The 26,267-nt window shown below is 71.8% G+C and carries 22 protein-coding genes; 13 read left to right on the forward strand and 9 right to left on the reverse strand.

Features of this window, described 5'->3' with window-relative positions; genetic code table 11:
- The first annotated feature begins 5 nt into the window (after positions 1-5).
- Positions 6-1,244 (forward strand): alpha/beta hydrolase, encoded by a 1,239-nt coding sequence (locus ACZ5WG_RS22415; protein ID WP_468725366.1) that lies wholly within the window; start codon positions 6-8, stop codon positions 1,242-1,244.
- A gap of 105 nt (positions 1,245-1,349) precedes the next feature.
- On the opposite strand, the gene ACZ5WG_RS22420 is transcribed toward ACZ5WG_RS22415, so the two are convergent.
- Positions 1,350-2,027 carry a class I SAM-dependent methyltransferase gene (locus tag ACZ5WG_RS22420; protein ID WP_468725368.1) on the reverse strand — a complete coding sequence of 226 codons (678 nt, stop codon included), beginning with the start codon at positions 2,025-2,027 and terminating at the stop codon, positions 1,350-1,352.
- A 365-nt stretch (positions 2,028-2,392) separates the two neighbouring features.
- On the opposite strand from ACZ5WG_RS22420, the gene ACZ5WG_RS22425 reads away from it, so the two are divergent.
- The 11 genes from ACZ5WG_RS22425 (at position 2,393) to ACZ5WG_RS22475 (ending at position 13,860) form a co-directional block, all read left to right on the forward strand.
- A complete protein-coding gene (locus ACZ5WG_RS22425) occupies positions 2,393-2,614 on the forward strand; it encodes a hypothetical protein (RefSeq protein WP_468725370.1) in 222 nt (73 codons plus the stop codon).
- A gap of 690 nt (positions 2,615-3,304) precedes the next feature.
- Positions 3,305-3,904: an acyltransferase gene (locus ACZ5WG_RS22430; protein ID WP_468725371.1), complete on the forward strand. Its 600-nt coding sequence runs from the start codon at positions 3,305-3,307 to the stop codon at positions 3,902-3,904.
- A gap of 429 nt (positions 3,905-4,333) precedes the next feature.
- On the forward strand, positions 4,334-5,503 hold the full coding sequence (locus tag ACZ5WG_RS22435; RefSeq protein ID WP_468725372.1) for a hypothetical protein: 1,170 nt from the start codon (positions 4,334-4,336) through the stop codon (positions 5,501-5,503).
- Positions 5,500-6,300 carry a WecB/TagA/CpsF family glycosyltransferase gene (locus ACZ5WG_RS22440; RefSeq protein ID WP_468725373.1) on the forward strand — a complete coding sequence of 267 codons (801 nt, stop codon included), beginning with the start codon at positions 5,500-5,502 and terminating at the stop codon, positions 6,298-6,300. The genes ACZ5WG_RS22435 and ACZ5WG_RS22440 overlap by 4 nt, the downstream gene beginning before the upstream one ends.
- Positions 6,300-7,556, forward strand: coding sequence for a nucleotide sugar dehydrogenase (locus tag ACZ5WG_RS22445; RefSeq protein ID WP_468725374.1), 1,257 nt, complete (start codon positions 6,300-6,302; stop codon positions 7,554-7,556). The genes ACZ5WG_RS22440 and ACZ5WG_RS22445 overlap by 1 nt, the downstream gene beginning before the upstream one ends.
- A 4-nt stretch (positions 7,557-7,560) precedes the next feature.
- Complete coding sequence (gene wecB / locus ACZ5WG_RS22450; RefSeq protein WP_468725375.1) at positions 7,561-8,670, forward strand: non-hydrolyzing UDP-N-acetylglucosamine 2-epimerase; 1,110 nt, start codon at positions 7,561-7,563, stop codon at positions 8,668-8,670.
- Positions 8,671-8,807: 137 nt separating this feature from the next.
- A complete protein-coding gene (locus ACZ5WG_RS22455) occupies positions 8,808-9,680 on the forward strand; it encodes a YveK family protein (RefSeq protein ID WP_468725377.1) in 873 nt (290 codons plus the stop codon).
- Positions 9,652-11,220 (forward strand): lipopolysaccharide biosynthesis protein, encoded by a 1,569-nt coding sequence (locus ACZ5WG_RS22460; RefSeq protein WP_468725378.1) that lies wholly within the window; start codon positions 9,652-9,654, stop codon positions 11,218-11,220. Before ACZ5WG_RS22455 ends, ACZ5WG_RS22460 begins: the two co-directional genes overlap by 29 nt.
- Before the next feature lie 5 nt (positions 11,221-11,225).
- Positions 11,226-12,332, forward strand: coding sequence for a right-handed parallel beta-helix repeat-containing protein (locus tag ACZ5WG_RS22465; protein ID WP_468725379.1), 1,107 nt, complete (start codon positions 11,226-11,228; stop codon positions 12,330-12,332).
- Complete coding sequence (locus ACZ5WG_RS22470; RefSeq protein ID WP_468725380.1) at positions 12,329-13,141, forward strand: glycosyltransferase family 2 protein; 813 nt, start codon at positions 12,329-12,331, stop codon at positions 13,139-13,141. The genes ACZ5WG_RS22465 and ACZ5WG_RS22470 overlap by 4 nt, the downstream gene beginning before the upstream one ends.
- 41 nt (positions 13,142-13,182) lie before the next feature.
- A complete protein-coding gene (locus ACZ5WG_RS22475; RefSeq protein ID WP_468725382.1) occupies positions 13,183-13,860 on the forward strand; it encodes a class I SAM-dependent methyltransferase in 678 nt (225 codons plus the stop codon).
- A gap of 54 nt (positions 13,861-13,914) precedes the next feature.
- Here ACZ5WG_RS22475 and ACZ5WG_RS22480 read toward each other — a convergent pair whose 3' ends face one another.
- Entirely contained in the window at positions 13,915-14,910 is a 996-nt protein-coding gene (locus ACZ5WG_RS22480) for a glycosyltransferase (RefSeq protein WP_468725383.1), read from the reverse strand.
- A complete protein-coding gene (locus ACZ5WG_RS22485; protein ID WP_468725385.1) occupies positions 14,841-16,883 on the reverse strand; it encodes an O-antigen ligase family protein in 2,043 nt (680 codons plus the stop codon). The genes ACZ5WG_RS22480 and ACZ5WG_RS22485 overlap by 70 nt, the downstream gene beginning before the upstream one ends.
- Before the next feature lie 95 nt (positions 16,884-16,978).
- Here ACZ5WG_RS22485 and ACZ5WG_RS22490 point away from each other — a divergent pair, with 95 nt between their 5' ends.
- Positions 16,979-17,665 (forward strand): hypothetical protein, encoded by a 687-nt coding sequence (locus ACZ5WG_RS22490; RefSeq protein WP_468725386.1) that lies wholly within the window; start codon positions 16,979-16,981, stop codon positions 17,663-17,665.
- Positions 17,666-17,742: 77 nt separating this feature from the next.
- On the opposite strand, the gene ACZ5WG_RS22495 is transcribed toward ACZ5WG_RS22490, so the two are convergent.
- From ACZ5WG_RS22495 to ACZ5WG_RS22520, 6 genes are read right to left on the reverse strand one after another with little or no spacing between them, the layout of a single operon-like run.
- Positions 17,743-18,789, reverse strand: coding sequence for a glycosyltransferase (locus ACZ5WG_RS22495; protein ID WP_468725388.1), 1,047 nt, complete (start codon positions 18,787-18,789; stop codon positions 17,743-17,745).
- A complete protein-coding gene (locus ACZ5WG_RS22500; RefSeq protein ID WP_468725389.1) occupies positions 18,786-22,079 on the reverse strand; it encodes a DUF4082 domain-containing protein in 3,294 nt (1,097 codons plus the stop codon). The genes ACZ5WG_RS22495 and ACZ5WG_RS22500 overlap by 4 nt, the downstream gene beginning before the upstream one ends.
- A 20-nt stretch (positions 22,080-22,099) precedes the next feature.
- A complete protein-coding gene (locus ACZ5WG_RS22505; protein WP_468725390.1) occupies positions 22,100-23,215 on the reverse strand; it encodes a DegT/DnrJ/EryC1/StrS family aminotransferase in 1,116 nt (371 codons plus the stop codon).
- Positions 23,212-24,045: a NeuD/PglB/VioB family sugar acetyltransferase gene (locus ACZ5WG_RS22510; RefSeq protein ID WP_468725392.1), complete on the reverse strand. Its 834-nt coding sequence runs from the start codon at positions 24,043-24,045 to the stop codon at positions 23,212-23,214. The genes ACZ5WG_RS22505 and ACZ5WG_RS22510 overlap by 4 nt, the downstream gene beginning before the upstream one ends.
- Positions 24,042-25,196: a DegT/DnrJ/EryC1/StrS family aminotransferase gene (locus ACZ5WG_RS22515; RefSeq protein ID WP_468725394.1), complete on the reverse strand. Its 1,155-nt coding sequence runs from the start codon at positions 25,194-25,196 to the stop codon at positions 24,042-24,044. Before ACZ5WG_RS22515 ends, ACZ5WG_RS22510 begins: the two co-directional genes overlap by 4 nt.
- On the reverse strand, positions 25,193-26,200 hold the full coding sequence (locus ACZ5WG_RS22520; protein ID WP_468725396.1) for an SDR family NAD(P)-dependent oxidoreductase: 1,008 nt from the start codon (positions 26,198-26,200) through the stop codon (positions 25,193-25,195). The genes ACZ5WG_RS22515 and ACZ5WG_RS22520 overlap by 4 nt, the downstream gene beginning before the upstream one ends.
- Positions 26,201-26,267 lie beyond the last annotated feature (67 nt).

The raw sequence follows: 26,267 nt of genomic DNA on the forward strand, positions 1-26,267 counted from the left end.
CCGCCATGTCCCTACGCAGTATCCCGACACCGACAACAGGGGCCGCCCCCGCCAGCTCCACACCTGGCAGCCCCGCACCCGGCCCGCTCAAGCGGGTCGGCCGCGTGGCCGTCGCCCTGATCGCTTCGCTCCTGGCCTTCCTGGTTGCGGCGATCGTGCTCGGGGCGTACCTGCTGGCGATCCCGAAGGCGGGTGTGATCGGCCCGGTGCTCGGCGGGCAATACCCCTTCCACATAGCGGTCATCGCCCTGCTCGGTCTCGGTCTTGGCGTCCTGGCCCGGCGCAGCGGTCTGGTCCGCTGGGGCCGCACGGTGACCGTGATCACCGCATTGTCGAGCGCCGGCGCGCTGACCATGGGCGGCATCCAGTTCGCCGCCGCCCGGCAGGCCGGCACGGAGGTTTCCTTCGGCCAGATCTTCAGCGGGCTCGGGTACCCCGACACCGCACCGGATACGACGACCACGTACGCAGGCCCTGACGGCAGACCCCTGAAGGCAGACCTCTACCTCCCGAGACAGAGCACCGGAAATCCGGCCGGGAAAGCGCCGGCCATCGTGCTCGCGCACGCCGGCGGGTTCCACACCTTCGACAAGAGCGACCTGCGGGGCACCGGCCGCTGGCTCGCCGACCACGGTGTCGTCGTCGTCGCCGTCGACTACCGCCTGGCCGCACCTGGCCACCCGGCCTGGAACGAGGCCCCGCAGGACCTGGTCAGCGCCCTCGGCTGGGTCCAGCAGAACGCCGAGCAGTACGGCATCGACGCCTCCCGGATCTCCCTCGGCGGCATGTCCGCCGGCGGCACTCTCGCGATGAACGCCGCCTACCGGCTCCGGGCAGGCACCATCACGCCCAGCGCCGGCGCCATGCCCAGGCCCCCGGCCTCCGTCGTCGGCTTCTACCCCGGCACCGATGTCACCCGGATGTGGCAGGACGACACGGCCGGGACCCGCGAGGCGGCCGAACTCTTCACCGGCGGCACGCCGCAGCAATACCCCGAGCGCTACCGCGAGGTCTCCCCCACCACGGACATACGCTCCGGCCTGCCGCGCACCCTGCTGGTGGTCGGCGACCGCGACCGCAGCACCCGCCCGGAGACCGTCACCGACTTCGCCCACGCACTGCGCGCCCAGGGCGTGGACGCCCAGGTGAAGATACTCCCCTTCGCCGAGCACGCCTTCGACGACGCCTACGGCAGCCTCACCTCCCAGACCAGCCGCCAGATCCTGCTCGACTTCCTCATATGAAGCCGCCGGGACCACCGCTCGCGAACGCTCGCCACGGCGGCGTCCACAACCGAACACGCCCCACCACCGTGGACGGCGTGCAGCACCTCGTCTGACGGCAGGCCCTCAGCGGGACCGGTGTGCCGCGAAGACGCAGGTGCCCCAGAAGGAGTTCACCGGATCCGTGGGCCTGATGACCCGGTCCGTGGTGAAGCCGTGCTCGGCCAGGAGGCGCACCCAGCCGGATACGGAGTACATGTGCCGGACGGTCCACATGGACCGGGCGGGACCGGTGCGCACCAGCAACCGGCGGCGCCCCTCGGGCATCCCCGGCGACCGGGTGAGGCATGAGAACACGAGGCGGCCGCCGATTCGGACGCGTCGGGCGAGGACGGGCAGCAGGTCTTGCGGATCGGCGAACCACATGGCCCCGAAGACGGAGAACGCGACGTCGAGGTCGGGTAGGTGCGCGGCCGCGGTGACGGCGTCGCCGAGCCACCACTCGACCTGGTCCACGTCGGCGAACGTGAACGCTGCGTCACCGAGGCGGACCGGCGACACGTCGATGCCGATGCCCCGGTCGATCCCGTACTCGGCCAGGCCCGCCAGGTGCTGGCCCTGCCCGCAGCCGAGTTCGGCGACCGTGGCGCCTCGTACGTCACCCAGCAGTTCGGGCCCCGGTCCCGGGGCCGGACGGAACAGCCAGTCCAAGGGCCGGGCCGTCGGGTTGCGGCTGCTGACGATGACGTCCCATGTCCGGGCGTTCAACGCCGCGTCGTGATCGCTGCGGGTGGTCCGTTCCACGGTCGGTACCTCCTCGGTGGGCGAGCACACGGCACCCCGGCACCTGCGCCCGGAGCCCGAGGTGCCGCTCGCCCCTCGTTGCGTCGGTTGTCGACGAAGTCCGCTCGGTGGGGATGATGCCCGGGCGCGGCATGACTGCGTGGCGCGACCACCGTCGGAGCCCTGCGGCTGGTGGACCGAACCGCTCCCGGAGGCCGCAGACAGCACGACGGCCCTCCCGTGGGGAGTGCGGGAGGGCCGTGTGCCCGGGATGGTCCGGAGCCACACCATATGCACGGATACGCGCAACGCGACAGGCATATGACAAGAAGAATTTCGGATGTGCCGCACCCATGCCGGCCCGGACGCCGGTCGACGATGGCGACGTGAAGACGATGAGCGAACATGTGCAGATGTCCCCGTGGGAGGTCCTCCTGGTGCTGGGAGCAGTCGCGCTGGTCCTGGCGCGGTGGCTTCCGCTCCGGCTGCGGGGGCAGGTCAGCCTCGCCGCGCCGGCGGTCGTCGTGGCGGCCGGGGCGGTGCTCGGCGTGCTCGCCGACGGCCTCACGATCCGTACGAAGGTCTCGGCGACGGGCGACGGGCGATGACGCCGGGGACGAGAAGCGGGCGGCCGGCTGGACGGCGGTCCGCGCCGCGGATCTCGGCTTCGTACGGACCCAGCTGGCCCGCATCCACAGCGGCGAGATCGCCGGCCCGCTCACCGGGCACCTCGACACCGGCCGCGTCGTCGCGGTCGGCCCTCGGCGGCGCCGCGGCCCTGCAGGCAGCCCGCCAGGACCCCCGGTTCGCCGCCGTCATCGACCTGGACGGCGCTCCCCACGACCCGGCGCCGCAGCCCTTCCCCCAGCCGGTGCTCGCACTCACCCAGGCCATCGGCCCGGATACCGACCCGTAGTACATCCCACGCCTCACCCGCGTCCTGGGCCTCGGCAGCGCGACGAGCTACCGCCTCACCGTCCCCGGAGCGGCGCACCTCACGTTCACCGACGCCCCCCTGTACCTGCCGCCCCTCCCCTCGCTCGCCGGCTCCCTGGACCACGCGGCGGGCCCACGCATCACTGCCGCCGCGAGCCTCGCCTTCCTCGACAGCACCCTGCGCGGCACCCCCGGCGATCCGGCCACTGCCCTCTCGGCGTACGGCACCCTCGTCGTCCACCGCCCCGTCCGGGACCCCAAGTCCGCTGCGTGAACAGTCGGTTGATCTCCCCGTGGGCCGACCCGGCGGCACATATGCTCCCCCCTTACGTCTGTACCTCCAGCCTTAAGGGGACCGCCGCGTGAGTGTCCGCATTCAACCCTCCTCCCAGGTCGACGAGACGGCCGAACTCGGGGACGGGACCACGATCTGGGATCTGGCGCAGGTACGGGAGGACGCGCGGCTCGGGCGCGACTGCATCGTGGGGCGGGGGGCGTACGTCGGGCCCGGCGTACGGATCGGCGACAACGTGAAGCTGCAGAACTACGCACTCGTCTACGAGCCCGCCGAACTCGGCGACGGGGTTTTCATCGGCCCGGCCGCCGTGCTCACCAATGATTTCTATCCGCGGGCCGTCGACCCCGACGGCCGGCAGAAGCGCGGCGGCGACTGGGAGGCCGCCGGTGTCGTGGTGGCCGAGGGGGCCTCGCTGGGGGCCCGTTCGGTGTGTGTGGCCGGGGTACGCATCGGGCGGTGGGCGCTGGTCGCGGCCGGTGCGGTGGTGTCCCGGGACGTACCGGACTTCGCACTGGTCGCAGGGGTACCGGCCCGCCGCATCGGCTGGGTGGGCCGGGCCGGGGTCCGCCTGGTGGAGCGCGAGGGCGAGCCGGGCGTGTGGGAGTGTCCGCGCACCGGTGCGCTGCACGAGGAGAAGGACGGAACCCTGCTCGAGCGGACCTGACGGTACGTCGGCAATTTGGGTCAGCGGCATTTCCTCAAAACCACAATCAACGAACATCCTTGGGCATACCTTGTCCCTGTACACGGGATCTGAGCAGGCAACAGGCTTTGTTCAGTGGGGGGTTGTACACGACGAGGGCATCGCGGACCAGGTGACGGACGGCGCATCATCGCGCCCGCCCGACGCTGCCGTTCGCGCCTGCTCCGGTCCGGGGCATCGCTGGGGGGATACCAGTGGGCGGCCCTGGACGGTTCGTGCCATCGGGGGGATCACACCGCCGGCACGTGCGCCGTCATGCGCAGTCCCCTCCGCGGAACGACGACCGCCAGGTCTGTCCGAGGAGCGATCAGAGGGGGTAGGTGTGTTGGAGCCGTACAGCTCGGGCATACGAGGTGCGCGCAGCACACAGGGAACCGGGGTGGGGACCCGGTGACCGCCGCACGATTAGAAGCACTGGCCCACGAGGACCCGTCGCTGCACGCGCTCGCCGAGCGGCTGCTCGCGCTGGCCGAGGCGGGACTGCCAGACATGTACCTGCCGGGCTCCGACACCTTCGTGTTCACCCGGGTGGGGACGGTCACCTCCGACGGCATCCGCCGGGTGGAGGGGCGCGGAACCAGCACCCGGTACGCGGCCATCACGGCGCTGGGGGCGCGGTTCCTGCCCGAGGAGCGGCAGCGCGCCCTGTTCGGCGGACACAGCGTCGAGGAGTACACGGGGTTGCTGGTGGAACGGCTGCCCGTGGTGACGAACCTCGGCGACGCGGCGCTCATCGCCTGGGCCGCCGCCGAGACCGGGCACCCGAAGCTGGCGGACGCCCTCGCGCGGGTGGCCGCGCTGGACGTCCCCGGACGTCCGCAGTACACCGTCGAGGCGTCCTGGGTGCTATCCGCCCTCGCCGCGGCCCGTACCTCGGCGGACGTGGAGCACCGTCTGGCGGCCGCCCGCGACCGCCTGCTGGCGGCCAGGGCCGCCGGCAGCCCGCTGTTCCCGCACGCCACAGGGCCGGGCCTGGTCCCCGGGTACCGCTCCCACGTGGCCTGCTTCGCCGACCAGACCTATCCGCTCCAGGCGCTGGCCCGGCTGCACACGAGCGGGCCGGACCCGGAGGCCCTCGCGGCGGCCGACGCCTGCGCCGCCCGGATCTGCGAACTCCAGGGGGACGGCGGACAGTGGTGGTGGCACTACGACGCCCGCACGGGCGGCGTGGTGGAGGGCTACCCCGTCTACAGCGTGCACCAGCACGCCATGGCCCCGACCGCCCTCTTCGACCTGGCCGACGCGGGCGGCTCCGACTTCGGCGCCGCCATCCGCCGGGGGCTGCGCTGGATGACGGACGTGCCCGAGATCAGCGGGCCCGACGGCACCCCACGCGAGCCCATGATCCTCGACCGGTACGGGGTCACCTGGCGCAAGGTCTACCGCGGCGACCCGGCCAAGGCCGTCCGCGCCGCCCGCGGAGTCACCACCAAGGTGGCCCCGCAGGCGCGACTGGCGCCGCTCGACCGGATCTTCCGCCCCGTCGTGATCGACCGCGAGTGCAGGCCGTACGAGTTCGGCTGGCTGCTCCACGCCTGGCTCGGGGGTCCCGGGAGATGACCCACCGACAGTCCCGGCCATCCCGCCAGACCCTGTTCGGGGTCACGCTCGACGCGCTGACCATGGACGAGACCGTGCAGCGCTGCCTCGATGCGGTACGGCGCGGAGAACAGATCGAGATCGGCATGGTCAACGCCGCCAAGCTGGTCAACATGCGGCGCGACCCCCGTCTCGCGGCGGCGGTATCCGGCTGCGACCTCGTCCTGGCCGACGGCCAGGCCGTGGTGTGGGCCGGCCGCGTCCTCGGCGTCCGGCTGCCCGAACGGGTGGCGGGGATCGACCTGTTCATGCGGCTGCTGGCCGCCGCCGAGACGGCGGACGTCCCCGTCTACCTGCTCGGAGCCCGGCCGGACGTACTGGAGCTGATGCTCGGCCGGATCGCCGAGCGCTTCCCGGCCCTGCGCGTGGCCGGCAGCCGGAACGGCTACTTCGACGACGCCGACCAGGCGGCGGTCGCCGACGCCGTCGCGGAGAGCGGCGCCCGGCTGCTGTTCCTCGGCATGACCTCGCCCAAGAAGGAGATCTTCACCGCCGGCTACGGCAAGCGCACCGGCGCCCACGTGGTGCACGGCGTCGGCGGCTCCTTCGACATCCTGGCCGGCATCACCAAACGGGCCCCCGTGGTCTGGCAGCGCATGGGCCTCGAATGGTTCTACCGGGCCCTGCAGGAGCCGCGCCGCCTCGGGAAGCGCTACCTCACCACCAACACCGCCTTCCTCCTCATGACGGTCCGGGAACTCATCCGCCGCACACCGTCTGCCATACCGTCTGCCGGTTCCGCGAACAGGAGTCACTGATGCGCGTCGTCGTGGTGGGACAGGGATACGTCGGCCTCCCGCTGGCCATCAGGGCCGCCGAGGTCGGACACCAAGTGGTCGGGTACGACGTGGACGCCCGGCGGGTCAAGAGCCTCGCCGCCGGCGAGTCGTACGTGGAGGACGTCTCCTCCGAACGGCTGACCCGGGCGCTGGAGCGCGGCTCCTACCAGCCCAGTGAACTCGCGCGCGACTGCGGCGGCTTCGACATCGCGGTCGTCACGGTCCCGACCCCGTTACAGGACGGTGCCCCCGACCTGCGCTACATCGAGGAGTCTGCGCACACGCTGGCCCGCTTCCTGCGGCCCGGCGCGACCGTGGTCCTGGAGTCCACCACCTACCCGGGCACCACCGAGGAACTGTTCGGCCCGATCCTGGAGGACGGCTCCGGCCTCACCGCCGGAGCCGACTTCCACCTCGGCTACAGCCCGGAGCGGATCGACCCCGGCAACACCGTCTGGGGCTTCCAGCAGACGCCCAAGGTCGTCTCCGGCGTGGACGCCGCCTCGCTCAAGGCCGTGGAGGCCTTCTACGGAGGCCTCGTCGACAAGACGGTGCCGGTGCGCTCGCCCAAGGAGGCCGAGCTGGCGAAGCTGCTGGAGAACACCTTCCGGCACGTGAACATCGCCCTGGTCAACGAGATAGCCATGTTCGCCCGCCACCTCGACATCGACGTGTGGCAGGCCATCGAGGCGGCGTCCAGCAAGCCGTTCGGCTTCATGAAGTTCACCCCGGGCCCCGGGGTCGGCGGACACTGCCTGCCGATCGACCCGTCGTACCTGTCCTGGCGGGTCCAGCGCGAACTCGGCCAGAACTTCCGCTTCGTCGAGCTGGCCAACGACATCAACGGCCACATGCCCGAGTACGTCGCGCGCCGCGTCATCGACGCACTCAACGCGAAGCGCCGCTCGGTCAACGGCTCCCGGATCCTGCTGCTGGGGCTGGCGTACAAGAAGAACACCGGAGACGCCCGGGAGTCGCCGGCGGTACGCATCTCCCAGCTGCTGCTGGACATGGGCGCCAAGGTGCGCGCGGCCGACCCCCATGTCGTGGAGGGCCTCAAGGTCGACGCCCGCCTCGTGCGGGTCGAGCCGACCCGCAAGGAGCTGGCCGCCGCCGACGTGGTCGTCCTGCTCACCGACCACGACTCCTTCGACTACCCGATGATCACCGAGCACGCCTCCTTCGTACTCGACTGCCGCAACCGGCTCTCCGGTCCCGCCGTGGAGGTGCTCTGACACCATGCCCAGGATCATCTGCGTGGCCGGAGCACGGCCCAACTACATGAAGATCAAACCGGTGATGGACGCACTGGAGCGCCGCGGCGCCGAGGTGATCCTCGTCCACACCGGCCAGCACTACGACGAGTCCATGAACGACGTGTTCTTCCGCGACCTCGGCATCCGTCCCCCCGACCGGTACCTGGGCGCCGGGTCCGGTACCCACGCCCAGCAGACCGGCCGGGTGATGGCGGCCTTCGAGCCGCTGGTCGACGAACTGGCCCCGGACGTCGTGGTGGTGGTCGGCGACATCAACTCCACACTGGCCTGCGCCCTGGTCACCGCGAAGGCCGGCCCGCTGCTGGCCCATGTGGAGGCCGGACTTCGCAGCCGGGACTGGGGCATGCCGGAGGAGGTCAACCGGGTCGCCACCGACCGCGTCAGTGACTACCTGCTGGCTCCTTCTCCCGATGCGGCCGCGAACCTGCGGTCGGAGGGGTACCGGGAGGACCAGATCCACGTCGTCGGCAACGTCATGATCGACACCCTCTTCGCCAACCTGGACCGGGCCCGCGCCTCGGACGTCCTGGACCGGTACGGACTCACCCGGGGCGGGTACGGCCTGGTCACCCTGCACCGGCCGGCCAACGTGGACGACCCCGGGGCGCTGCGCGGCCTGCTGAAGGCGCTGGGAGAGATCGCCGACCGCTGCCCGCTGCTGCTGCCCGTGCACCCGCGGGCGGCGGAGCGGCTGGCCGGGATCGGAGTCCCCGGCGGGATCCGGATGGTCCCGGCCGCCGGATACCTGGACTTCATCGCCCTGCAGGACGCCGCCCGGGTGGTGCTGACCGACTCCGGGGGCGTCCAGGAGGAGACGACCGCCCTCGGGGTGCCCTGCGTGACGCTGCGGGAGAACACCGAGCGGCCGATCACCGTCGAGGAGGGCACCAACGTACTGGCGGGCACCGACCCGGACCGCATCACGGCGACGGTGCACCGGGTGCTCGACGATCCGCCCGCGGCGCGGTGCCCCGGGCTCTGGGACGGCCGCGCGAGCGAGCGCATCGCCGGGGTCCTGCTGGACGGCGGAACCGTGAGGACCCGGCTGCGGCCCACCGACCTGGCCCGGTAGCGCGGGCGCCGGTCCGAAGCAGAGCCACCGGGCAACACCGTAAGAACGCAACAACGCAAGAACGCAAGAACCGTAATCACCGAAATGAATGAGCGGCGGCGCGTGGAGGACACGGCGCCGCCGCGAGGGGGAAGACCATGGATCTCGCGGAGATCTGGCGGGTCATGTGCAGGCGCTGGTACGTGCTGCTGCCCGGGCTGCTGCTCACGGCCGCGCTCATCGCAGGCGTGTACGTGCTGGTCCCGGTGGAGTACCGGTCACAGAGCACGGTGACGCTCCTGAACTCGAAGAAGGCCACGGTGGCCTTCGACGGCAACCCCTTCCTGAGCACCCAGGCCTCGCTGACCGGCATGGCCGACGGCCTGGCGCGCAACCTCAACTCCGACGACTCCCGGGCCGACCTCAAGGCCCAGGGCGTCACCGGAACCCCCGAGGCGAAGATCGCCGACAATGCCCTGGGCCCGTTCATGTGGCTCACCGTCAGCGGAAGCGACCCGGACCGCGTCCTGGAGTCGGACCGGAAGCTCACCGCCTACGCCGAGAAGCAGCTGACCGAGTTCCAGGCGAAGCAGAAGGTCGCCCCGGACGCCATGATCCGCATGGCGACCATCGTGCCGCCGCAGGAGCCGGTGGCCGAGACCAAGACCAGGCTTCAGTACCTCGTCATGGCCGGGGGCCTGGGCTTGGTGCTCAGCATGGTCGCCGCCTTTTACGTGGAGGCGCGCAAGAGGTCGCACAAGCCCGAGCCCCGGCCGGCGCCCCGGCCGGAGGCCCAGGGCTCCGCGCCGGAGGAGGTGACGACCGCCTCCATCCCCGCGCCAGGGGAACCGGCCGCGGAAGGGACGCTCGCCTTCCGGCGGCCGCCCAGCTGGTCGCGGTCCGGTGAGGACGGGCCGGCCGCAGATCCCGAGGCACCACAGCCCGTCATGCCCGTCATGCCCGTGGCGCCCGCCGCCGAGCCGCTCGACGAGGAGTCGACACATGGACACCGCCCGCGCACCGGACAGTGAGACCGGTGAGCCGAGCGACGCCCCCGCTCCTCCCGCGCCCGCGCTCCCCGCTCCTCCTTCCCTCGGCCGGAAGGTCCGTTCGGCTGCCCGCTGGAGCCTGATCAATACCGTCGTCATGCGCCTGGGCAACTTCGCGACCGGCATCGTGCTGGCACGCTTCGCCCTGGGCCCCGCGGAATGGGGCGTGTACGGGATCGCCCAGACCGTACTGCTGGTCCTGCTGTCCGCGAACGAGCTGGGCGTGGGCCTGGCCATCGTGCGCTGGGAAGGGGACGCACGGCGGTTCGCGCCGACCGTACTGACCCTCAGCACCCTCTCGAGCGGTCTGCTGTACGTGGCGCTGTTCGCGGCGGCACCGACGGTGGCCGGCCTGCTCGGCTCGCCGGACGCCGCGGGCGTACTGCGGGTGATGTGCCTGTGCGTGGTGATCGACGGGGTGGCACAGGTGCCCGGCGGCTTCCTGACCCGTGAGTTCGCCCAGGGCAAGCGGATGATCATCGACGCGCTCAACTTCGTGCTGAGTACCTCGGTGACGCTGCTGCTGGCCTTCGAGGGCTGGGGCGCGATGAGCTTCGCCTGGGGAGCCGTGGCGGGGAACGTCGTGACGCTGTTCGGCTGCTGGCTGGCTGCACCGGGCACCCTGAAGTTCGGCTGGGACCCCGGGCAGGCGCGGGCGCTGCTCAGATTCGGGCTTCCGCTGGCGGGGGCGAGCATGCTGGCCCTCGCGGTGGTCAACGTCGACACCATGGTGGTGGGCGCGACGCTGGGCAACGTGTCTCTGGGCTTCTACGTGCTCGCCTTCAACATCTCCGGCTGGCCCGTGAGGATCATCTCCGAGGCTGCCCGCCGGGTCTCCTTCGCCGGCTTCTCCCGCCTGGCCGACTCGCCGCAGGCGCTCGCGCAGGGCTACAGCCGTGCTCTGGGCGTACTGATCACCGGCACCGTCCCGCTGTGCGTCCTGCTGGCCTGCCTGGCGGGGCCGGTCATCCAATTGGTCTACGGGAGCCAGTGGGGTCCCGCCGCCGCGGCACTGCCCTGGCTGATGGCCCTCGGCCTGATCCGCATCGGCTGCGAGCTCTCCTACGATTGTCTGGTCGCGATCGGACAGCGCCGTTCCCTCTTCCTGGTACAGGGCCTGTGGCTGGCAGCCCTGGTACCGGTGCTCCTCGTCGCCGCCCGCCTGAACGGCATTGTCGGAGTCTCACAGGCCCATGTCCTGGTCGCCGGCGGCATGGTGGTGCCCGTGTTCCTGTACGCCCTCAGCCGTGGGGGCATCGGTGTCGGCTCGATCGCCAGGGCCTGCGCGTGGCCCTTCCTCGGCGGGGCGGTGATGGCCGCGATCGTCCTGGGCCTGGAGCACAGGTTCGGTGACGGCCGGCTGGCGCTCCTGGCCATCGGCACGATCGCCCTGGCCGGCTACACGGTGTGCGTACTGCCCAGCCGCGACTTCCTGCGCGGCGTCGGACGCGGCGACCGGCACCACCGCGGCCGGCACCGGTCGTCCGCACCTGTTCGACCCACCCAACAGGACCTGAGGTGAGCCTGATGTCACGGCGCATCAGCCGAAACTCGTTCGCGGGAATGCTGCTCGCGGCCTTACTGACACTCCTGGGCGTGGCCTGCTCCGGATCGGACCGGTCCGCGCTGCCGGACTGCCCGGACGACGCGCCGTCCTGCCCTGCGAGCGGGTCCTCGGCACCACCGAGCGCCGGTGCGTCGACCGCAGCCGGCCAGGCGTCCGGTCGCCCCGCCGCCTCTCCGTCCCCGCCGGGGAAGCCCACCGCGACCGGGGGCGCCGGCAGTGCGTCCGACACACCCGCGGCCAAGGCCGCTTGCGCCTCTCCCGGCGCCTGCGGCTTCCCCGACGCCGGCACCACCGGTCCGCGGATCCCCCTCACGCCCCACAAGACCGGGAACATGGCCGTCCGTACCGACGGTCTCGTCATCCAGGGGTGGGACATCACCGGCTCGCTCGACATCTACGCGAACGACGTCACCGTCATCGACACCAAGATCACTTCTGACAACTGGTGGGGCATCAATCTGCGCCCCGGCTTCAGTGGCCTGCGGGTCCTGCACTCCACCATCACAGCCGTGTCCGGCAAGGGGCCGGACAACGGCGGCGTGGACTACGCGGTGTCGAACATGGGGGGCAGCTCCGTCGAGGTCGGTTGGTGCGACGTCTCGGTGTTCGGCGACGCCCTGTCCATGGGGCAGGGCAACATCCACGACAACTACGTGCACGACATCGTCCCGTTCATCAACCTGAGCGGCGAGTGGCAGCACACCAACGCGGTGATCAGCGGCGGCGGCAACACCGGGAACCTGATCATCCGCCACAACACCCTGCTGAACCCGACCGGCCTGGGGCAGGGCGCCTCGGGCGGCATCGGCCTGTTCGCGGACACCGGGGTGGTCCGCAACGTCACCGTGGACAACAACTGGGTGGCCGGCGGCGCGTACGCCCTCTACGGCGGTAGTACCGGCGCCAACGGGATCAAGGTCACCGACAACGTCTTCTCGACGGAGTTCCACCCCGCCTCCGGCGGATACGGCGTGGTCGCCCACTGGAACCACAGCGGCGCCGAAAACGTGTGGCGGAACAACCGGATGTCCGACGGCCGCCCGATCCAGCCGGAGCCGGCCCCGTGACCGGCGTCGTGACGCGCCGTGTCGCACGGGCGCCGTGGACGCTGCTCAAGGCGTTGTTCGGCTGGCTGGTTCTCTTCGAGGCCAGGAACAAGGTCCTGCTGGCCCGAACCGCAGTGCGGCTGCGCCGGATCGAGGACGCCGAGACCCGACGGCTGGCCGCCGCCCTGCCGTCGCCGCCCTCCGCGCTCGTCGCCACGGTGATCGCCACCCACCGACGTCCCGAGGCGCTGCGTGCCGCGGTACGCTCGGCCCTGGACCAGACCGTCCGCGACCAGGTCGTGATCGTGGTCGACGACGGCGCCGGACTGCCCGAACTCCACGACGACCCGCGGCTGTTCGCCGTCTCGCTGGAGCGCAACACCGGCGTGGCGGGCGTCGTGCGCAACGTGGGCATCCGTCTCACCCGCTCGCGGTACGTGGCGTTCCTGGACGACGACAACCTCTGGGAACCCGACCACCTGGAACGGACGTTGGCGGCCCTGGAGTCCCCCGACGGGCCCGACGGCGTCTACACGGCACTGCGCCGCGTCCTTCCCGACGGCAGTGAGAGGGACGTCCTGTCGGTGCCCTACGACCGGCGTCGCTCCGCCCGCGAGGCCTTCCTGGACACCAACGCCTTTGTCGCCCGACGAAATCGCTCCCTGCACTTCAGCCGTCTGCGCCGGACACCGGAGGTGCTGCCCCGCGAGGACTGGGAGCTGATCCGCCGGTACGGCCGCCGGCACCGGGTACTCCATCTGCCGCACCCCACCGTGCGGTACCTGATGAACCCGGCCAGCTTCTACACGCAATGGGGACAGCCCAGTTGAGGCTCGCTCCTTATCCGCTCCGACCACAGGTGGTTGATCCGATGCCCCGATCCCGAGCCCTGAGGAACAAATTCGTCGATGCGCCCGGCTCACTGGGCGAACGCATGCGCACCGCCCGCTGGGAGCGGTTTCGACGCTGCTTCCCCGGCATCGAGAACATGCGCGTCGTGGACCTGGGCGGCACGGCCGAAATGTGGCTGCGCGCACCGGTGCGCGCCAAGCACGTCCACCTGATCAATCTGGAGGAACATCCCGCCGAACTGCCCGACTGGATCACCGCGGAGATCGCCGACGTCACCGACCCGGTGGTCGCCGCCGAACTCAGCACCCAAGGCGGCTACGACCTGGTGTTCTCCAACTCGACCATCGAGCACGTGGGCGGCCACATCCAGCGCCGGAAATTCGTCTCGGCCGTCGAGCAACTGGCGCCACTGCACTGGATCCAGACGCCGTACCGCTACTTCCCGGTCGAGCCGCACTTCGTGGCGCCCGGCTTCCAGTTCCTGCCTCTGGCCGCCAGGGCGCGTCTGGTGCGGCACTGGCCGCTGGTCCACAGCCGCCCCGACAGCCCGGAGTCGGGGATGAACGCGGTGATCAACATCGAGCTGCTGACCCGCACCGAAATGCGCTATCTGTTCCCCGGATCGGCGCTGCTCAGCGAGCGGGTGCTCGGTGCCACAAAGTCGCTCATAGCCGTACGAGCGGAGCCCGCTCGCTGAACAACCCGATCCGATGACGCGCCGCGCACCGATCCGCGCGGCCTTTGACTACGGTCAGGGCCCCGGCGTAGCGCGAAGGGCGCCCGGCCGGGCGAGTGCGGCCGCGGCCGCGCGGCTGGCCGGGCGACCGAGCACGGCTCGCGAGGTCTCCCGGAGCAGGACGGCGGCACGGAAGGCGGCAGTGGCGAGGGCACCGTGCCGACGCCGGTACAGACGGACGCGGTTGAGGGTGAGCAGGGTCCAGAGCCGGGGGGAGATCCGGGAGTCGCCGCCGAGGTGTACGGCTTCGGCGGCCGGCTCGAGTCGGGTGCCGAAACCCCGGTCCCGTGCACGCAGGCAGTATTCGGTCTCCTCGGAGTAGAGGAAGAAGGACTCGTCCCATGGGCCGCAGGCGGCCAGGCAGGGCGCAGAGAGAGCCATCAGGGCTCCGGTCGCCCAGTCCGCGTGAGTGGGCCGCTCGTACGCGGCGGGGTCCGTGACCAGTTCACTCAGGCGGGGGAAGCGCCCGGCCCGGCGGTTGCCGATGACGGCCTCGCCGAGGGCGCGGGTCACGCTCGGCTCCCGGCGGAGCGAGTGTACGAGGGTGCGGCCGTCCTCCTCGTACAGCAGCGGCACGCTGATACCGACCCTGCCGCCCTCGGCCGGCGGTGCCTCGATCGCGTCCACGAGCACCTTGGCGCAGCCGCGCCGCATCCGGATGTCCGGATTGCACACCAGGGCGGCGCGGAAGCCGCCGTCCCACGCGGCGGCGGCCTCGAGGGCGGCGTTGACCCCTGCCGCGTATCCGGCGTTGCGGCCGGTCTGGACGACGGTCGCGTCCGGGGCCAGCGAACGGACCAGATCCACGGTGCCGTCGGCCGAGTCGTTGTCGGCGACGACCAGGCGCCAGTCCAACCCGGCCATGCCCTCCGGCAGCGAGTCGAGGAACTCCGGGAGCACCCCGGCGCTGTTCCAGGTGACGACGAGAACGGCAACGGGGTCTAGGGGGCCGACGGGACCGCCGGAGCTGACGGGACGGACAGGTCGGACGGGTCGGACGGGACCGGGCACGGGGACTCCACGGTTCGGGGCTTCGGCGCCTCGCGCCGGATGAAGCCGAGGTAGCTGCCTCCGGCGGCGATCGTCAGGAAGAACATCCCGGCGAACATCGGGAAGCTGAGGGCGTCGAAGGTGGCGCTGATCACCAGGGAGACCAGGGCCGAGGCGAAGAAGGCCTGCCCGAGCTCACGGTCGGATTCGGTACGGGCCAGCCTGCGGATGGCACCGCCCTGGTGGATGCCGGTGAAGAAGAGGGCCAGGAGCGCGATCAGCCCCAGGAAGCCCATCTCGGCCAGCGTCAGCATGTACTGGTTGTCCGTGAAGAAGAACAGCTCGGGCAGGAAGGTGCCGAAGCCCCGCCCGAACAGGGGGCGTTCGTCGAGGTAGGGGGCGATCGCACTGTACTTGACGGTGCGCGCCTGGGTGCTGCTGTCGGAGTTCGTCAGGAAGGACCCGAACAGGGTGGTGATGGTGCCGATCAGTCCCGGGACGATCACCTTGAAGCAGGGCACCGAGCCCAGCAGCAGGCCGATCGCGGTCCACCTGCGCTGCGGCTTCCAGCGGAGCATCATCACCAGGACCACGATGAGCACCCCGATGATGGAGGTCCGCGACACCGTGAGCGGCAGGGCGCCCCCCATCAGCACCACGGGCCCCCAGCGGCGCCAGGCGCTCAGGTGCCGCCGCACCGGATCGAAGGCCTGCTGCACGGCGAAGGGCAGCAGGATGGCGAGCATCCCGCCGAACTCCAGGGGCTGTGCCGTGGTGGAGCGCGGCCGGGTGAAGGAGCCGCGGTCCAGGGTGGTGATCTGGCCGACGGCCGACTGGAGCCCCGGGATGCTGATCTTGTCGGCGATGTTGGTCGCGGTGAAGAAGTCGTAGTAGCCGATCGCGGCCACCACCGCCCCCATCACCACGGCCCGGCGCAGCAGTACGTCCAGGCGCGCCCGGTCCTGGATCCCCGCCGAGACCAGCACCATCAGGGACACCCACACGAGCAGCCCGATCAGGCCGCGGTCCGCCGCGAGGACCTCTTTCTGGGAACTGCCGCGCGTCGCGTTCGCGAGGTACGAGGCCAGCACCGACACGGCCAGCAGGCACATCACGACCCGGGGCAGCCGGGTGCCCGGGGCCGGCCGGATGCGGCCGGTGATCCAGGCGGCCAGATACCAGAACAGGCCCAGCAGCGCGAACACGTTGGCCGGGGTGCCCACCCCGCCCATCCCCGGCAGCGTCAGGTTCGAGGGGATGAATACGGCCAGCGCCAGATAGCCGGTGAGCAGCGCGACGGCGTCCAGCTGCCGGGCCCGGGGCCTGCGGCGCACGCGCGCGGCGGGCCCGCCCGCCCCGGCCACGGACTTGCGCCGGCGCCTGCGGCGGCGGGCCACCAGCAGGGTCTCCGTCACGAAGGAGAGCGTGAAGCCGGCGGTGACGGACGCGATGACGACACCCAGCACCTGCTGGTAGCGGCTCTTGAGCTGGGGTTTGGGGGTCTGCGGCAGCACCACCGGCGCCGTCTGGACGAAGTACGCGGGCTGCACCTTGGCCGCTGCCTGGAGGGCGTTGAGCTGCTCGCCGGCGAAGGTGGTGAGCGTACTGGTCTCCTTGAGCACCTTCGCCCGGTCGGTGCCCGTGACGGTCAGGCTGAGCATCGGGCCCGAGGTGTTCGCGGCGAAGCCGACCGTGTACGGGTCGGTCACGCCGAGGCCGTGCAGGTCGCGCGCGGCGTCGGCCCCGGACAGGGTCCTGATCAGCACGTCCGCGGTGACGACCAGGGAACCGCCCGCGTTCGAGATGGGGTTGCCGAAGGCAGGGGCCAGTTCGGCCACCGCCGTGGAGTCGAGCAGCGCCACCGAGCTCTGCGACTGGTACGCCACGGGCACCGACCGGTACAGGTGCAGCCCCGCGAGGAGTCCGATCAGTGTGAGGGGCACCATCACGTACCAGCGGCGCCGCAGCACCGCGGCTATTTCACCGATGCTCACGAACACTCCTTTGCGCCTGCCGGAACCGATGGCGGGCCGACCCGCGTCCTGGAAAGATCGAACGCGACGGAAGGAATCCTGTGTCGCCTGGTGAGTTGTTCCGCACGCTTCGCCGCCGCTGGTACGTCCTGCTCCTGGTGGCGGTGCTCGCGGGCGCCGGGGCCCTGCAGGTGCTCCGCCCCACCCGGACCTATGTGAGCTCGGCGATCGTCGTGCTCAAGCCGCCGGTGACCGGCAGCCAGCCGAACCAGCTCGCCAATCTCCAGCCGCCGCTCGCCGCAGTGTCGTACGCGGCGGTCCAGCAGCTGGAATCTCCGGCCGGGGCGGCCGAGTTGCATGCCGCGGGGGTGGCGGGCACGTACCGGCTGATCCCGCGCAACAGCGGAACCAGCGTCACGCCCCGCTATCTGATCCCCTCGCTCCAGGTGCAGGCGGAGCACACGGAACCCGCCGCCGCCAACCTGGCCGTGCTCAAGGTCGTCGAGGCCTATACGAAGCACCTCACGGACATGCAGGCCGAGCAGCAGATCCCGGAACCGGCTCGGATGAGCGTGACGCTCCTCGTACCGCCCACGGCAGTGGCGCAGACCGGGACCAAGAGCCGCGGGCTGGCCGGGACGGTGCTGCTGGCCGGGGTCTGCGCCGTGACCGCCGCCCTGTGGACCGATCAGGTCATGACGCGCCGGAACCGGCGCCGGCGCGAACGCGCCGACACCGGTCCGGAGAACGAGGCCGGGACCGAGGCCGAGAGCCGGATGCCCGCCGCCGCGGCGGCCCGCTGAGGAAGCGGGCCGCCGGGCCGGTGGTGCCCCGAGGACGGGGCGTTGGTGCAGTCGGCGCTGTCGGTACTGCTGGTTCATCAAATCCCTCGGCGTTTCCAGGACTGCCACCAGAGCCACTCGCGCCCCCGGTCGGCGACGGCCGAGAGCACCAGCGGCTGGAGGTACGGCATCGCGCGGGCCCCGATCCGCCGGCGCCGGCGCAGCGCCCGGTACTCGGCGAGCGAGGTGTACTGCGGCAGGCACTCGGCGGCGAAGGCCTCCAGCTCCTCGACGGGCACCACCGCGGTGCGTCCCCGGTCGTACGCGCGGTAGGCGCGCCGCAGCGCGTACCGGGCGAGCCGGGTCCGCGCCAGGGCGGACAGCCGGCCGGCCTCCGGCAGCAGGCCGGCGCACTTGTCCAGCACCGAGTCGAAGGCGACGAGTCGCTGGCGCAGGTCGTCCAGCTGTCCGCCGAAGTCCGTGGTGGACATGTTGTTGCCGTGGACGCGGTAGAAGGCCTGGTCGGCCCCGCGGACGTAGCCCACGTCGGCGTGCGCCGCGAGCCGCATCCACATCTCGATGTCGCCGGCGTGCGGGAGGTCCGGGTCGTAGCCTCCGACCTTGCGCTGGAGGCTGGTGCGGACGACCACCTCGGGCGAGGTGATGCAGCCGGTGCCCTCCCGGAAGCGCCGCTCCAGCCACCACCGTCCGGGGTAGACCACCGAACCGGTGCTCCGGGTGCGGGCCGCGGGCAGTGGTCCGCCGTGCCGGAACCTGAGCGGCCTGCCGTAGGCGAAGCCGGCTTCGGGGTGGGCGTCGAGCAGCGCCGCGGCGCGCGCCAGGGCCCCGGGGACCAGCCGGTCGTCGGCCGAGAGCAGGGCGACGTAGTCCCCGTCGGCCCACTCGAGCAGACCCTCGTTGTAGGTGGCGATGTGGCCCTGGTTGCGCTCGTGGACCCGGACCTCGATGCGGGCGTCGGCGGCCGCGAGGGCGCGCGCGACGTCCGCGGAGTCGTCGGGCGAGGCGTCGTCGATGATCAGGACCCGTACGTCGACGCCCGGCTGCTCGTCCAGGACGCTCTTGACGCAGTCGGCCAGGAAATGGCCGTACTTGTAGCAGGGGATCACCACGCTGACGGTGCTCACTGGCCGGACACCTCCGTGGAGCCGTCCGTCGCGAGGCCGGCCGGCGCCGTGGTGGTGAACACCGGGCCGACCCAGTAGTTCACGGAACCGTAGGTGTTGGTGGGGAAGGCGGCGGAAGCACCGTACTTGTAGACGCCGTTGGCGCCACCGCTGCCGTCGGCCGGGGCGACCAGCGGGTAGGAACGGTGCGCGGCCGCGAAGTAGCCGCCGTCCACGGCGTACTTGCCGTTCGGCGCGTGGTAGGAGGCCACGTAGCTGGTGCCCGCGGTGATGGGTACCGGGGTGGCGAAGTGGAGCTGCTGCCAGCCCGAGAGGGTCTCGCTGCCGAAGGTGCCGGTGGCGAGGAGCGTCCCGGTGGACGACCACAGGCTGCCGGTGTGCGTGCCGGTGTTCCCGGGGCCCTTGTAGAAGGTGATGCCGGTGACGTAGCCGCTGACCGCGGACTGGAAGCGGGTGCCCAGCTCGACGGAGTTGGTGTCGTCGGTGACGCTTGGGGTGCTGGGTACGGTGGAGGAACCCCACAGGGTGCAGGGGCAGTTGACCGTGGGTGGGGTGGTGCTGGTGGTGAAAGTCCAGGTGACGGGTGCCGCCATGCTGTTGCCCCACAGGTCGGCCGCCTGCACGGAGGCCGTGTACGTGGTGTTCAGCCCGAGTTCGGTCGACGGGGTGAAGGTGGCGCTGTTGGATGCGCCGAGGACCTTGTTGCCGGGGACGGTGGCCCCGCCGGCGTCCTTGAGGGTGAAGGCGAGGGTGTCGGCGTCGATGCCCTCGCTGAACGTGGCCCCCAGCTGCGCGGTGATCGCGGTGCCGACGGCCGCGGACTGCGGGGTGGTGGAGGTGACGGAGGGCGGTGTGGTGCTCGCGGTGGAGGTGTCCAGGACCGCGTCGACCCAGTAGTTGCTGCCGGACGCGGCCGTGGAGGGGAACCCGCCCGTGGCGCTGTAGCGGTACACGCCGTTGCCCCCGTCGGTACCGCTGCGCAGCGCGGTGAGCGGGGCGAGCCCCGCGTCGGCGGTGGCGAAGGTGTTGTCGAAGGAGTACCCGCCGTGGGGGGCGAAGTAGGAGGCGATGTAGGTGGTGTTGGCCTTGACCGGGACCGGCGAGGAGAAGTTCAGCTGCTGCCAGCCGGACGCGGTCTCGTTGGTGAAGGTGCCGGTGGCCAGGCGCTGGCCGGTGCTGCTCCACAGACTGCCGGTGTGGGTCCCGGTGTTGGCCGGGGACTTGTAGAAGCGGACGCCCGTGATGGAGCCGGGCGCCGAGGAGCGGATCTTCACCCCGAGTTCGACGGCGCTGCCGTCGCCGGCGTTGACCGTGCCCGGTACGGCGGCGGCCGGCCAGACGGTGCAGGGGCACTGCTGGGGGCCGACGGTGAGCGGCACGGTGGTGGTGGCGCCGATGTTGACGCTGTCGTCCACCGCACGGACCTTGAGCTGTACGGCGCCGGGGGCGGTCGGGGTCCACTTGTAGCTCCAGGAGCCGACCCCGGTGGTCGCCTTCCAGGTGGTGCCGCCGTCGGTGGAGACCTCCACGCGGGCGACGACGCCGCCGCTGTCGGTCGCGGTCCCCGTGATGGTCACCGGCCGCAGCGCGGGCACCGTGGCATTGGGCGCCGGGCTGGCCACCGTGATGGCCGGGCCGGTGGTGTCCGTGGAGGCGGTCGCCGCGACGAGGTTGCTCTGCAGGGACTTGGGCTGGACGCCCATGTCGGCGAAGACGTTCACCGTCGCCTGTTGCATCCGCTTGTCCTCGGTGACCACCGCGTCGTCGGGGTTGCCCGTCGGCATGTTGGTCAGGCCCCAGGACCACTGCACCGTGCCCGCGCCGAAGACCAGGGCGTGCGAAGTCTGGTCGCGGAAGGCGACCAGACTATGGGTGGCGGTGCCGTTGCCGTAGGTGTTGCCGTAGTCGAGGCGCAGTTTGCCGTCGTTGATGTCCACGGTGGTGGACGACAGCTGGATCTGGCCGGGCGGGCGGGCCGCGTCCTCCACGTCGCTGTCCCATTCGTACCCGAGGGTGCCGACGGGGAAGGTGGCGGTCTGGGAGGGGGTGAGGGCGGCGACGGTGGTGTTGCGCCACAGCCTCATCCTGGCGAAGGAGCCCGGGACGGTGATGGCGTCGCTGCGGTAGCCGTTCACGCTGAACAGCGAGCCGGTCAGCTGGTTCTGCGGCTGGTAGGGCCGTCCGTTGGCGGAGCTGGCCGGGTCCATGAAGGTGCCGGTCCAGATCCCGCTCGGGTCGGGGATGCCGTTGGGCTGGGGGAAGGAGAGCTTGGTCTCCTTGTAGCAGACCAGGGTCCGGTTGGCGGTGTTGGTGCCGTCGTTGCTGGGGGCCAGCCGGGTCTTCCAGAAGACCTCGTTGCCGCTGAAGTAGGTCTGGTTCACCCCGGCCCGGCGGGCGGTGAGGGCGTTGGTGAACTGGTCCTGCGTCCAGTACTCGTCGTGCCCGGAGGACAGGAAGACCCGGTGGTTCTGCAGCGGGGCCGCGCCTCGGGTCGACATGTCGATGCCGGAGACGTAGCTGACGTCGTAGCCGTTGCGTTCCAGCCAGGAGAGCATCTGGTACTCGGAGCCGTAGATGCCGTTCTCGCCGCCGATGTCCATGGGCCGGTTGTAGCTGACCTCGTAGGCCCGGCCGTCGGGGGCGGGACCGCCACCTCCGTAGAGGTCCTGGCCGCCGTAGTCGTTGTACGCCTGCCAGGTCTGGTCGCTGGTCTGGACGACGATGTCCGAGTGGCTGGAGTCGTTGCGGACGACGAACGGGTACGGCATGACCCCGTTGCCGTCCGCCTGGTCGAAGTTGGCGATGTACAGGCCGGACACGGCATCGGACGGCACGGTCCACGTCGCGGTGACGGGCCAGTTGCCGCAGTCGACCAGGCCGGTGGCGGGCTTGGTGGTGCAGCTGCGGGGGTTGCCGCCCGGCAGGAAGTTCGCCGGGTAGGTCTGGGCCGCCTGTGCCCCGGTCGACAGCAGGCGGGCCCCGTTGCCCCCGTAGTAGCCCAGCCGGTATACCGAGACGTGGTACGGGGTCGACGACTGCACCTTGAACTGCACGGTGTCGCCGGCCTGGACGCTCATCTGGGCGCTGAAACCCTTGATGTCGCCGTAGGCGCTGGGCGCGAACCAGTCGGACATCGGCGTGCCCGGTTTGGAGTTCTCGCACACGATCGCGTTGGTGCCGGGGCCGCAGGGGTCCGCGGCACCCGCCACCGCCGGCGGTAAGAGCGCGGTCATGAGCGCCGCGACCAAGGTGAAGAGGCCGTACCGGATCAGCCTTGTCCGTCTGTTCATCTGTACCTCTTTGTTCTGCGTCAGAGCAGGGCGCTCGTGAGTGCGTCCACGACCCGCTGCTGTTGGGCGGCGGTGATCTGCGGGAAGAGCGGGAGGGAGAGCATCCGGTCCGCGGCCTGCTCGGCGTGGGGGAAGTCCCCGCGGCCGTGTCCGAGGTGACCGAAGGCCGGGGTGAGATGGACCGGGGCAGGGTAGTGCACCCCGGCTCCGATGCCCTCCGCGTTGAGCTTGCCGACGACCGCGTCGCGGTCCGCACCGCTGACCCGGACGACGTACAGGTGCCACACGTGGACGTTGCCGCCCGCCGTGACCGGCAGGGTCAGGCGTCCGGCGGCCGCCAGGTCGCCCAGCAGCTCGTCGTAGCGGGCGGCGGCGGCGCGGCGGGCCGCGTTCCCGTCGGCGAGGCGGGCCAGCTTGGCCCGGAGCACCACGGCCTGCAGCCCGTCCAGCCGGCTGTTGAACCCGGCCACGTCGTGCCGGTACTTGGCGACGCCGCCGTGGTTGGCCAGGGCCCGTACGAGGTCGGCCGTCTCCTCGTCGTCGGTGACCACCGCGCCCGCATCGCCGTACGCACCCAGGTTCTTGCCCGGGTAGAAGCTGGTCGCGGCGATCCCGCCGCTGCCGGGAGCACGGCCGTCGCGGGTGGCTCCCTGGCTCTGCGCGGCGTCCTCGACGACCTTGGCGTGCGAGGGCAGCTGCGCGGCCAGCTCCGCCGCGGGGGCGCACTGTCCGTACAAGTGGACCGGGACCACGGCGCGCGTGGCCTTGCCAACCGCGTCCAGCGCGGCCTGCGGGTCCATCAGCTGGGTGTCGGGCAGGCAGTCCACCAGGACCGGCCGGGCGCCGATCCGTGCGACGGCGCCGGCGGTGGCGATGAACGTGTTGGCGGGCAGCACCACCTCGTCGCCGACCCCCACCCCGCTGGCGCGCAGGGCGAGTTCGAGCGCGTCGGTGCCGTTGGCCACGCCGACGCAGTGGCCGACCCCGGCGAAGGCCGCGTACTCGCGCTCGAAGGCGCGGACCTCCTCACCGCCGATGAAGGCGGTGTCGGCCAGCACCCGGTCGAATCCTGCGCGTAATTCCTGCGCGACCTCGGCGTGCGCCGCCTTCAGGTCCACGAGCGGTATCTGGTTCATCCGACTGTGCTCCCCATCCGTGTCTCCGGCCTCATGCGTGTCTCGGGCCTCGTCCGTGTCCCCGGCTCCCGGCCGGCCCGCTCGCCGTCGGCGCGCAGCTCGTCGAGCGCCGGGCCCCCCGCCTCGCGCAGTCGGCGGGCGGGGCTTCCGGCCCATACCTCGCCGGGCGGCACATCGGCCAGGACCGTGCTTCCCATACCGGTCAGCGACCAGGCGCCGACCGTGGTGTTCTCCCGTACGAGGGCGCCCGCGCCCAGGTACGCCCCCCGCCCCAGCCGGACCCCGCCGCCGAGGCGGACCCCCGAGGCGAGCGTCGCGAAGTCCCCGACCGTGTTGTCGTGCGTGAGGACCGCGTGCGGCATCACCGCCACGTGCGCGCCCACCCGTACGGCCGCGGTCAGCACGCAGTGGGCGAGCAGCACCGAGCCCGCTGCGAGCACCGAGGACTCCGAGACGGCGGCCGTGGGGTGGACCACGGTCGCGTACCGGCTCTCGGGCAGGGCCAGGCGCCGCACCAGGCGGGCGCGTACCGCGTAGTCGCGCGGGCTGCCCACGCACACCACGACCCGGGCCTCCGGCCGCTGGTGCACCAGGTCGCTGCCGCCCAGCACCGGCACGCCGTCGACGTCCCGGCCGTGCAGGGCCGGGTCGTCGTCCAGGTGCCCGGCGAGCCGCCACCGCGGGGCGCGGCCGCGCTCCCGGTCGGCGGCGACCACGGCGCGTACGGCCTGGGCGGTCTCCCGGGCGAATCCGCCCGCGCCGACGATCAGCAGGTTCTCGGTCGGCACGGCGTCGGCGGCCGGGGCGGTCGGGGCCGAAGTGGCGGTCATCCGCCGGCCTGTTCGCGCAGCACGGCCACCACCCGGTCCTGCTGGTCCTGCGTCATCGTGTGGAACAGCGGCAGGATCAGCGAGTCGCGGCTGATCCGCTCGGTCGCCGGCATCGGCGCCGCCCCGTGCCCGGCGTACGCCGGCTCCAGGTGCGAGGCCATGATCCCGCGCCGGGCCGAGACCCCGGCCCCGGCCAGCACCGCGAGCAGCTCGTCCCGGCCGACCGGGAAGTCCTCGGACAGCAGCACCCAGTACGACTGGAAGTTGCCCTCGCCGTGAGCGGGGTCCCGAACCGGGCGCAGGCCGGGGATTCCGGCGAGCAACTGCCCGTATCTGGCGGCCAGTTGGCGGCGGCGGGCCACGATCGCGTCCAGCTTGCCGAGTTGTACCAGGCCGACCGCGGCCTGGATGTCGGTCATCCGGTAGTTGTAGCCGACCTCCAGATAGCTCTCGGCGATCGGCTTGCTGCTGGCGTGCCGCTGCGCCGCGGACACGCTCATGCCGTGTTCGCGCAGCCGGCGCAGCCGCTCCGCCCACTGGGCGTCGTCCGTGGTCACCATGCCGCCCTCGCCGGTGGTGATCACCTTGCGGGGATGGAAGGACCATGCGGCGAGGAGTGCGCCGTGGCCCACCGACTTGCCCCCCACGGTCGCGCCGATCCCACAGGCGGCGTCCTCCACCAGCGGGACGCCCCAGTCGGCGCAGGCCGCGCGCAGGGCGTGCACGTCGGCCGGCACCCCGCCCTGGTGGACGGCGAGCACCGCCCTGGTCCGCGGGGTGCGCACGGCGTCCACGGTGGCGGGCGTCAGGTTCCCGGTTGCCTCCTCGACGTCCGCGAACACCGGGTGGGCGCCCACGTAGCGCACCGCGTTGGCGGTGGCGATGAAGGACAGCGAGGGCACGACCACCTCGTCGCCCGGCCCGAGCTCCAGCGCGATCAGCGCCAGGTGCAGGGCGGTGGTGCACGAGCTCACGGCGATGCCGTGCTCGGCGCCCACCCGCTCGGCGAAGGCCCGCTCGAACTCGGCGACCCGGGGGCCCTGGGCGACCCAGCCGGAGAGCACGGCGTCGGCGGCGGCCTGCGCCTCCTCCTCGCCGAGCCACGGGACCATGACGGGGATGCGGGCGGGGGCCGGGTCCTGGACGCTCATCGGCCGGCCTCCCCGGCTGCTGCCTGCGCGGCCGCGTCCGCCGCGCGCTCGGCCCGCCACCAGTCCACCAGGTCCCGCAGTCCACGGCGCATGTCGATCTCGGTGGTGAAGCCGAGGCGTTCCGAGGCCTGCGAGGTGTCGGCGAGGCGCCGGGTGACCCCGTTCACGGCGCGGGCCGGGCCGTGCTCCGGCACCATCCCCTCGGCGCCCATGGCCTCCAGCAGTCCGACCGCCAGGTCGCGCAGGCTGGTCTCGGACCCGCTCGCGACGTTGAACACCTCGTCGGTCAGGTCCGATTCGGCGGCGAGCAGGTTGGCCCGCGCGATGTCCCTGACATCGGCGAAGTCCATGGTCTGGGTGCCGTCGCCGAGGATCAGCGGCGGCTCGCCCGCGGTGATCCGCTCCATCCAGCGGATCAGGACCTCGGTGTACAGGCCGTGGATGTCCATCCGGGGCCCGTACACGTTGAAGTAGCGCAGCGCGATGTAGTCCAGCCCGTACATGGCGTGGAAGCTGCGCAGCACCCCCTCGTTGAAGGCCTTCGCCGCCCCGTAGAAGGTGTCGTTGTTGTACGGATGGTGGCGCTCGGTGGTCGGGAAGGTCTCCGCCAGCCCGTATACCGAGGCCGACGACGAGGCGATCACCTTGCCCACCCCGGCGGCGACCGCGGCCTCCAGCACGTTGAACGTGCCGTCGACCAGCACCTCGTTCGCCAGCCGCGGCTCCTCCGCGCACTGGGTGATCCGGATGGCGGCCAGGTGGAACACCAGGTCGGCGCCCTCGGTCGCCTTGCGTACGGTCTCCCGGTCGCGGATGTCGCCCTCGACGACGTCCACCACGCCGCTCTCGGCGGCGCGGGCCAGGTTGGCCGCCCGCCCCCGCACGAAGTTGTCGAGCACGACGACCTCGCGCGCCCCGTGGTCCACCAGCTGGTCGACCACGTGCGAGCCGATCGTGCCCGCTCCGCCGGTGACCAGAATCCTCTTGCCTCGTACGCTGCTCAACGCCCTGCCCCTACTGAGTCGGTCATGGTGTTTCCTGCTGCGCGCCCCGCGCGGTGTGCGCGGCCGT

The sequence above is a fragment of the Streptomyces sp. NPDC032745 genome (genome assembly GCF_055579465.1).

Excerpts from the sequence above, each read along its gene's own strand:
- ACZ5WG_RS22415 (WP_468725366.1), top strand. The coding sequence starts at position 6 with ATGTCCCTACGCAGTATCCCGACACCGACAACAGGGGCCGCCCCCGCC.
- ACZ5WG_RS22440 (WP_468725373.1), top strand. The coding sequence starts at position 5,500 with ATGACCCACCGACAGTCCCGGCCATCCCGCCAGACCCTGTTCGGGGTC.
- ACZ5WG_RS22445 (WP_468725374.1), top strand. The coding sequence starts at position 6,300 with ATGCGCGTCGTCGTGGTGGGACAGGGATACGTCGGCCTCCCGCTGGCC.
- wecB (WP_468725375.1), top strand. The coding sequence starts at position 7,561 with ATGCCCAGGATCATCTGCGTGGCCGGAGCACGGCCCAACTACATGAAG.
- ACZ5WG_RS22455 (WP_468725377.1), top strand. The coding sequence starts at position 8,808 with ATGGATCTCGCGGAGATCTGGCGGGTCATGTGCAGGCGCTGGTACGTG.
- ACZ5WG_RS22460 (WP_468725378.1), top strand. The coding sequence starts at position 9,652 with ATGGACACCGCCCGCGCACCGGACAGTGAGACCGGTGAGCCGAGCGAC.
- ACZ5WG_RS22465 (WP_468725379.1), top strand. The coding sequence starts at position 11,226 with ATGTCACGGCGCATCAGCCGAAACTCGTTCGCGGGAATGCTGCTCGCG.
- ACZ5WG_RS22475 (WP_468725382.1), top strand. The coding sequence starts at position 13,183 with ATGCCCCGATCCCGAGCCCTGAGGAACAAATTCGTCGATGCGCCCGGC.
- ACZ5WG_RS22500 (WP_468725389.1), bottom strand. The coding sequence starts at position 22,079 with ATGAACAGACGGACAAGGCTGATCCGGTACGGCCTCTTCACCTTGGTC.
- ACZ5WG_RS22505 (WP_468725390.1), bottom strand. The coding sequence starts at position 23,215 with ATGAACCAGATACCGCTCGTGGACCTGAAGGCGGCGCACGCCGAGGTC.
- ACZ5WG_RS22510 (WP_468725392.1), bottom strand. The coding sequence starts at position 24,045 with ATGACCGCCACTTCGGCCCCGACCGCCCCGGCCGCCGACGCCGTGCCG.
- ACZ5WG_RS22515 (WP_468725394.1), bottom strand. The coding sequence starts at position 25,196 with ATGAGCGTCCAGGACCCGGCCCCCGCCCGCATCCCCGTCATGGTCCCG.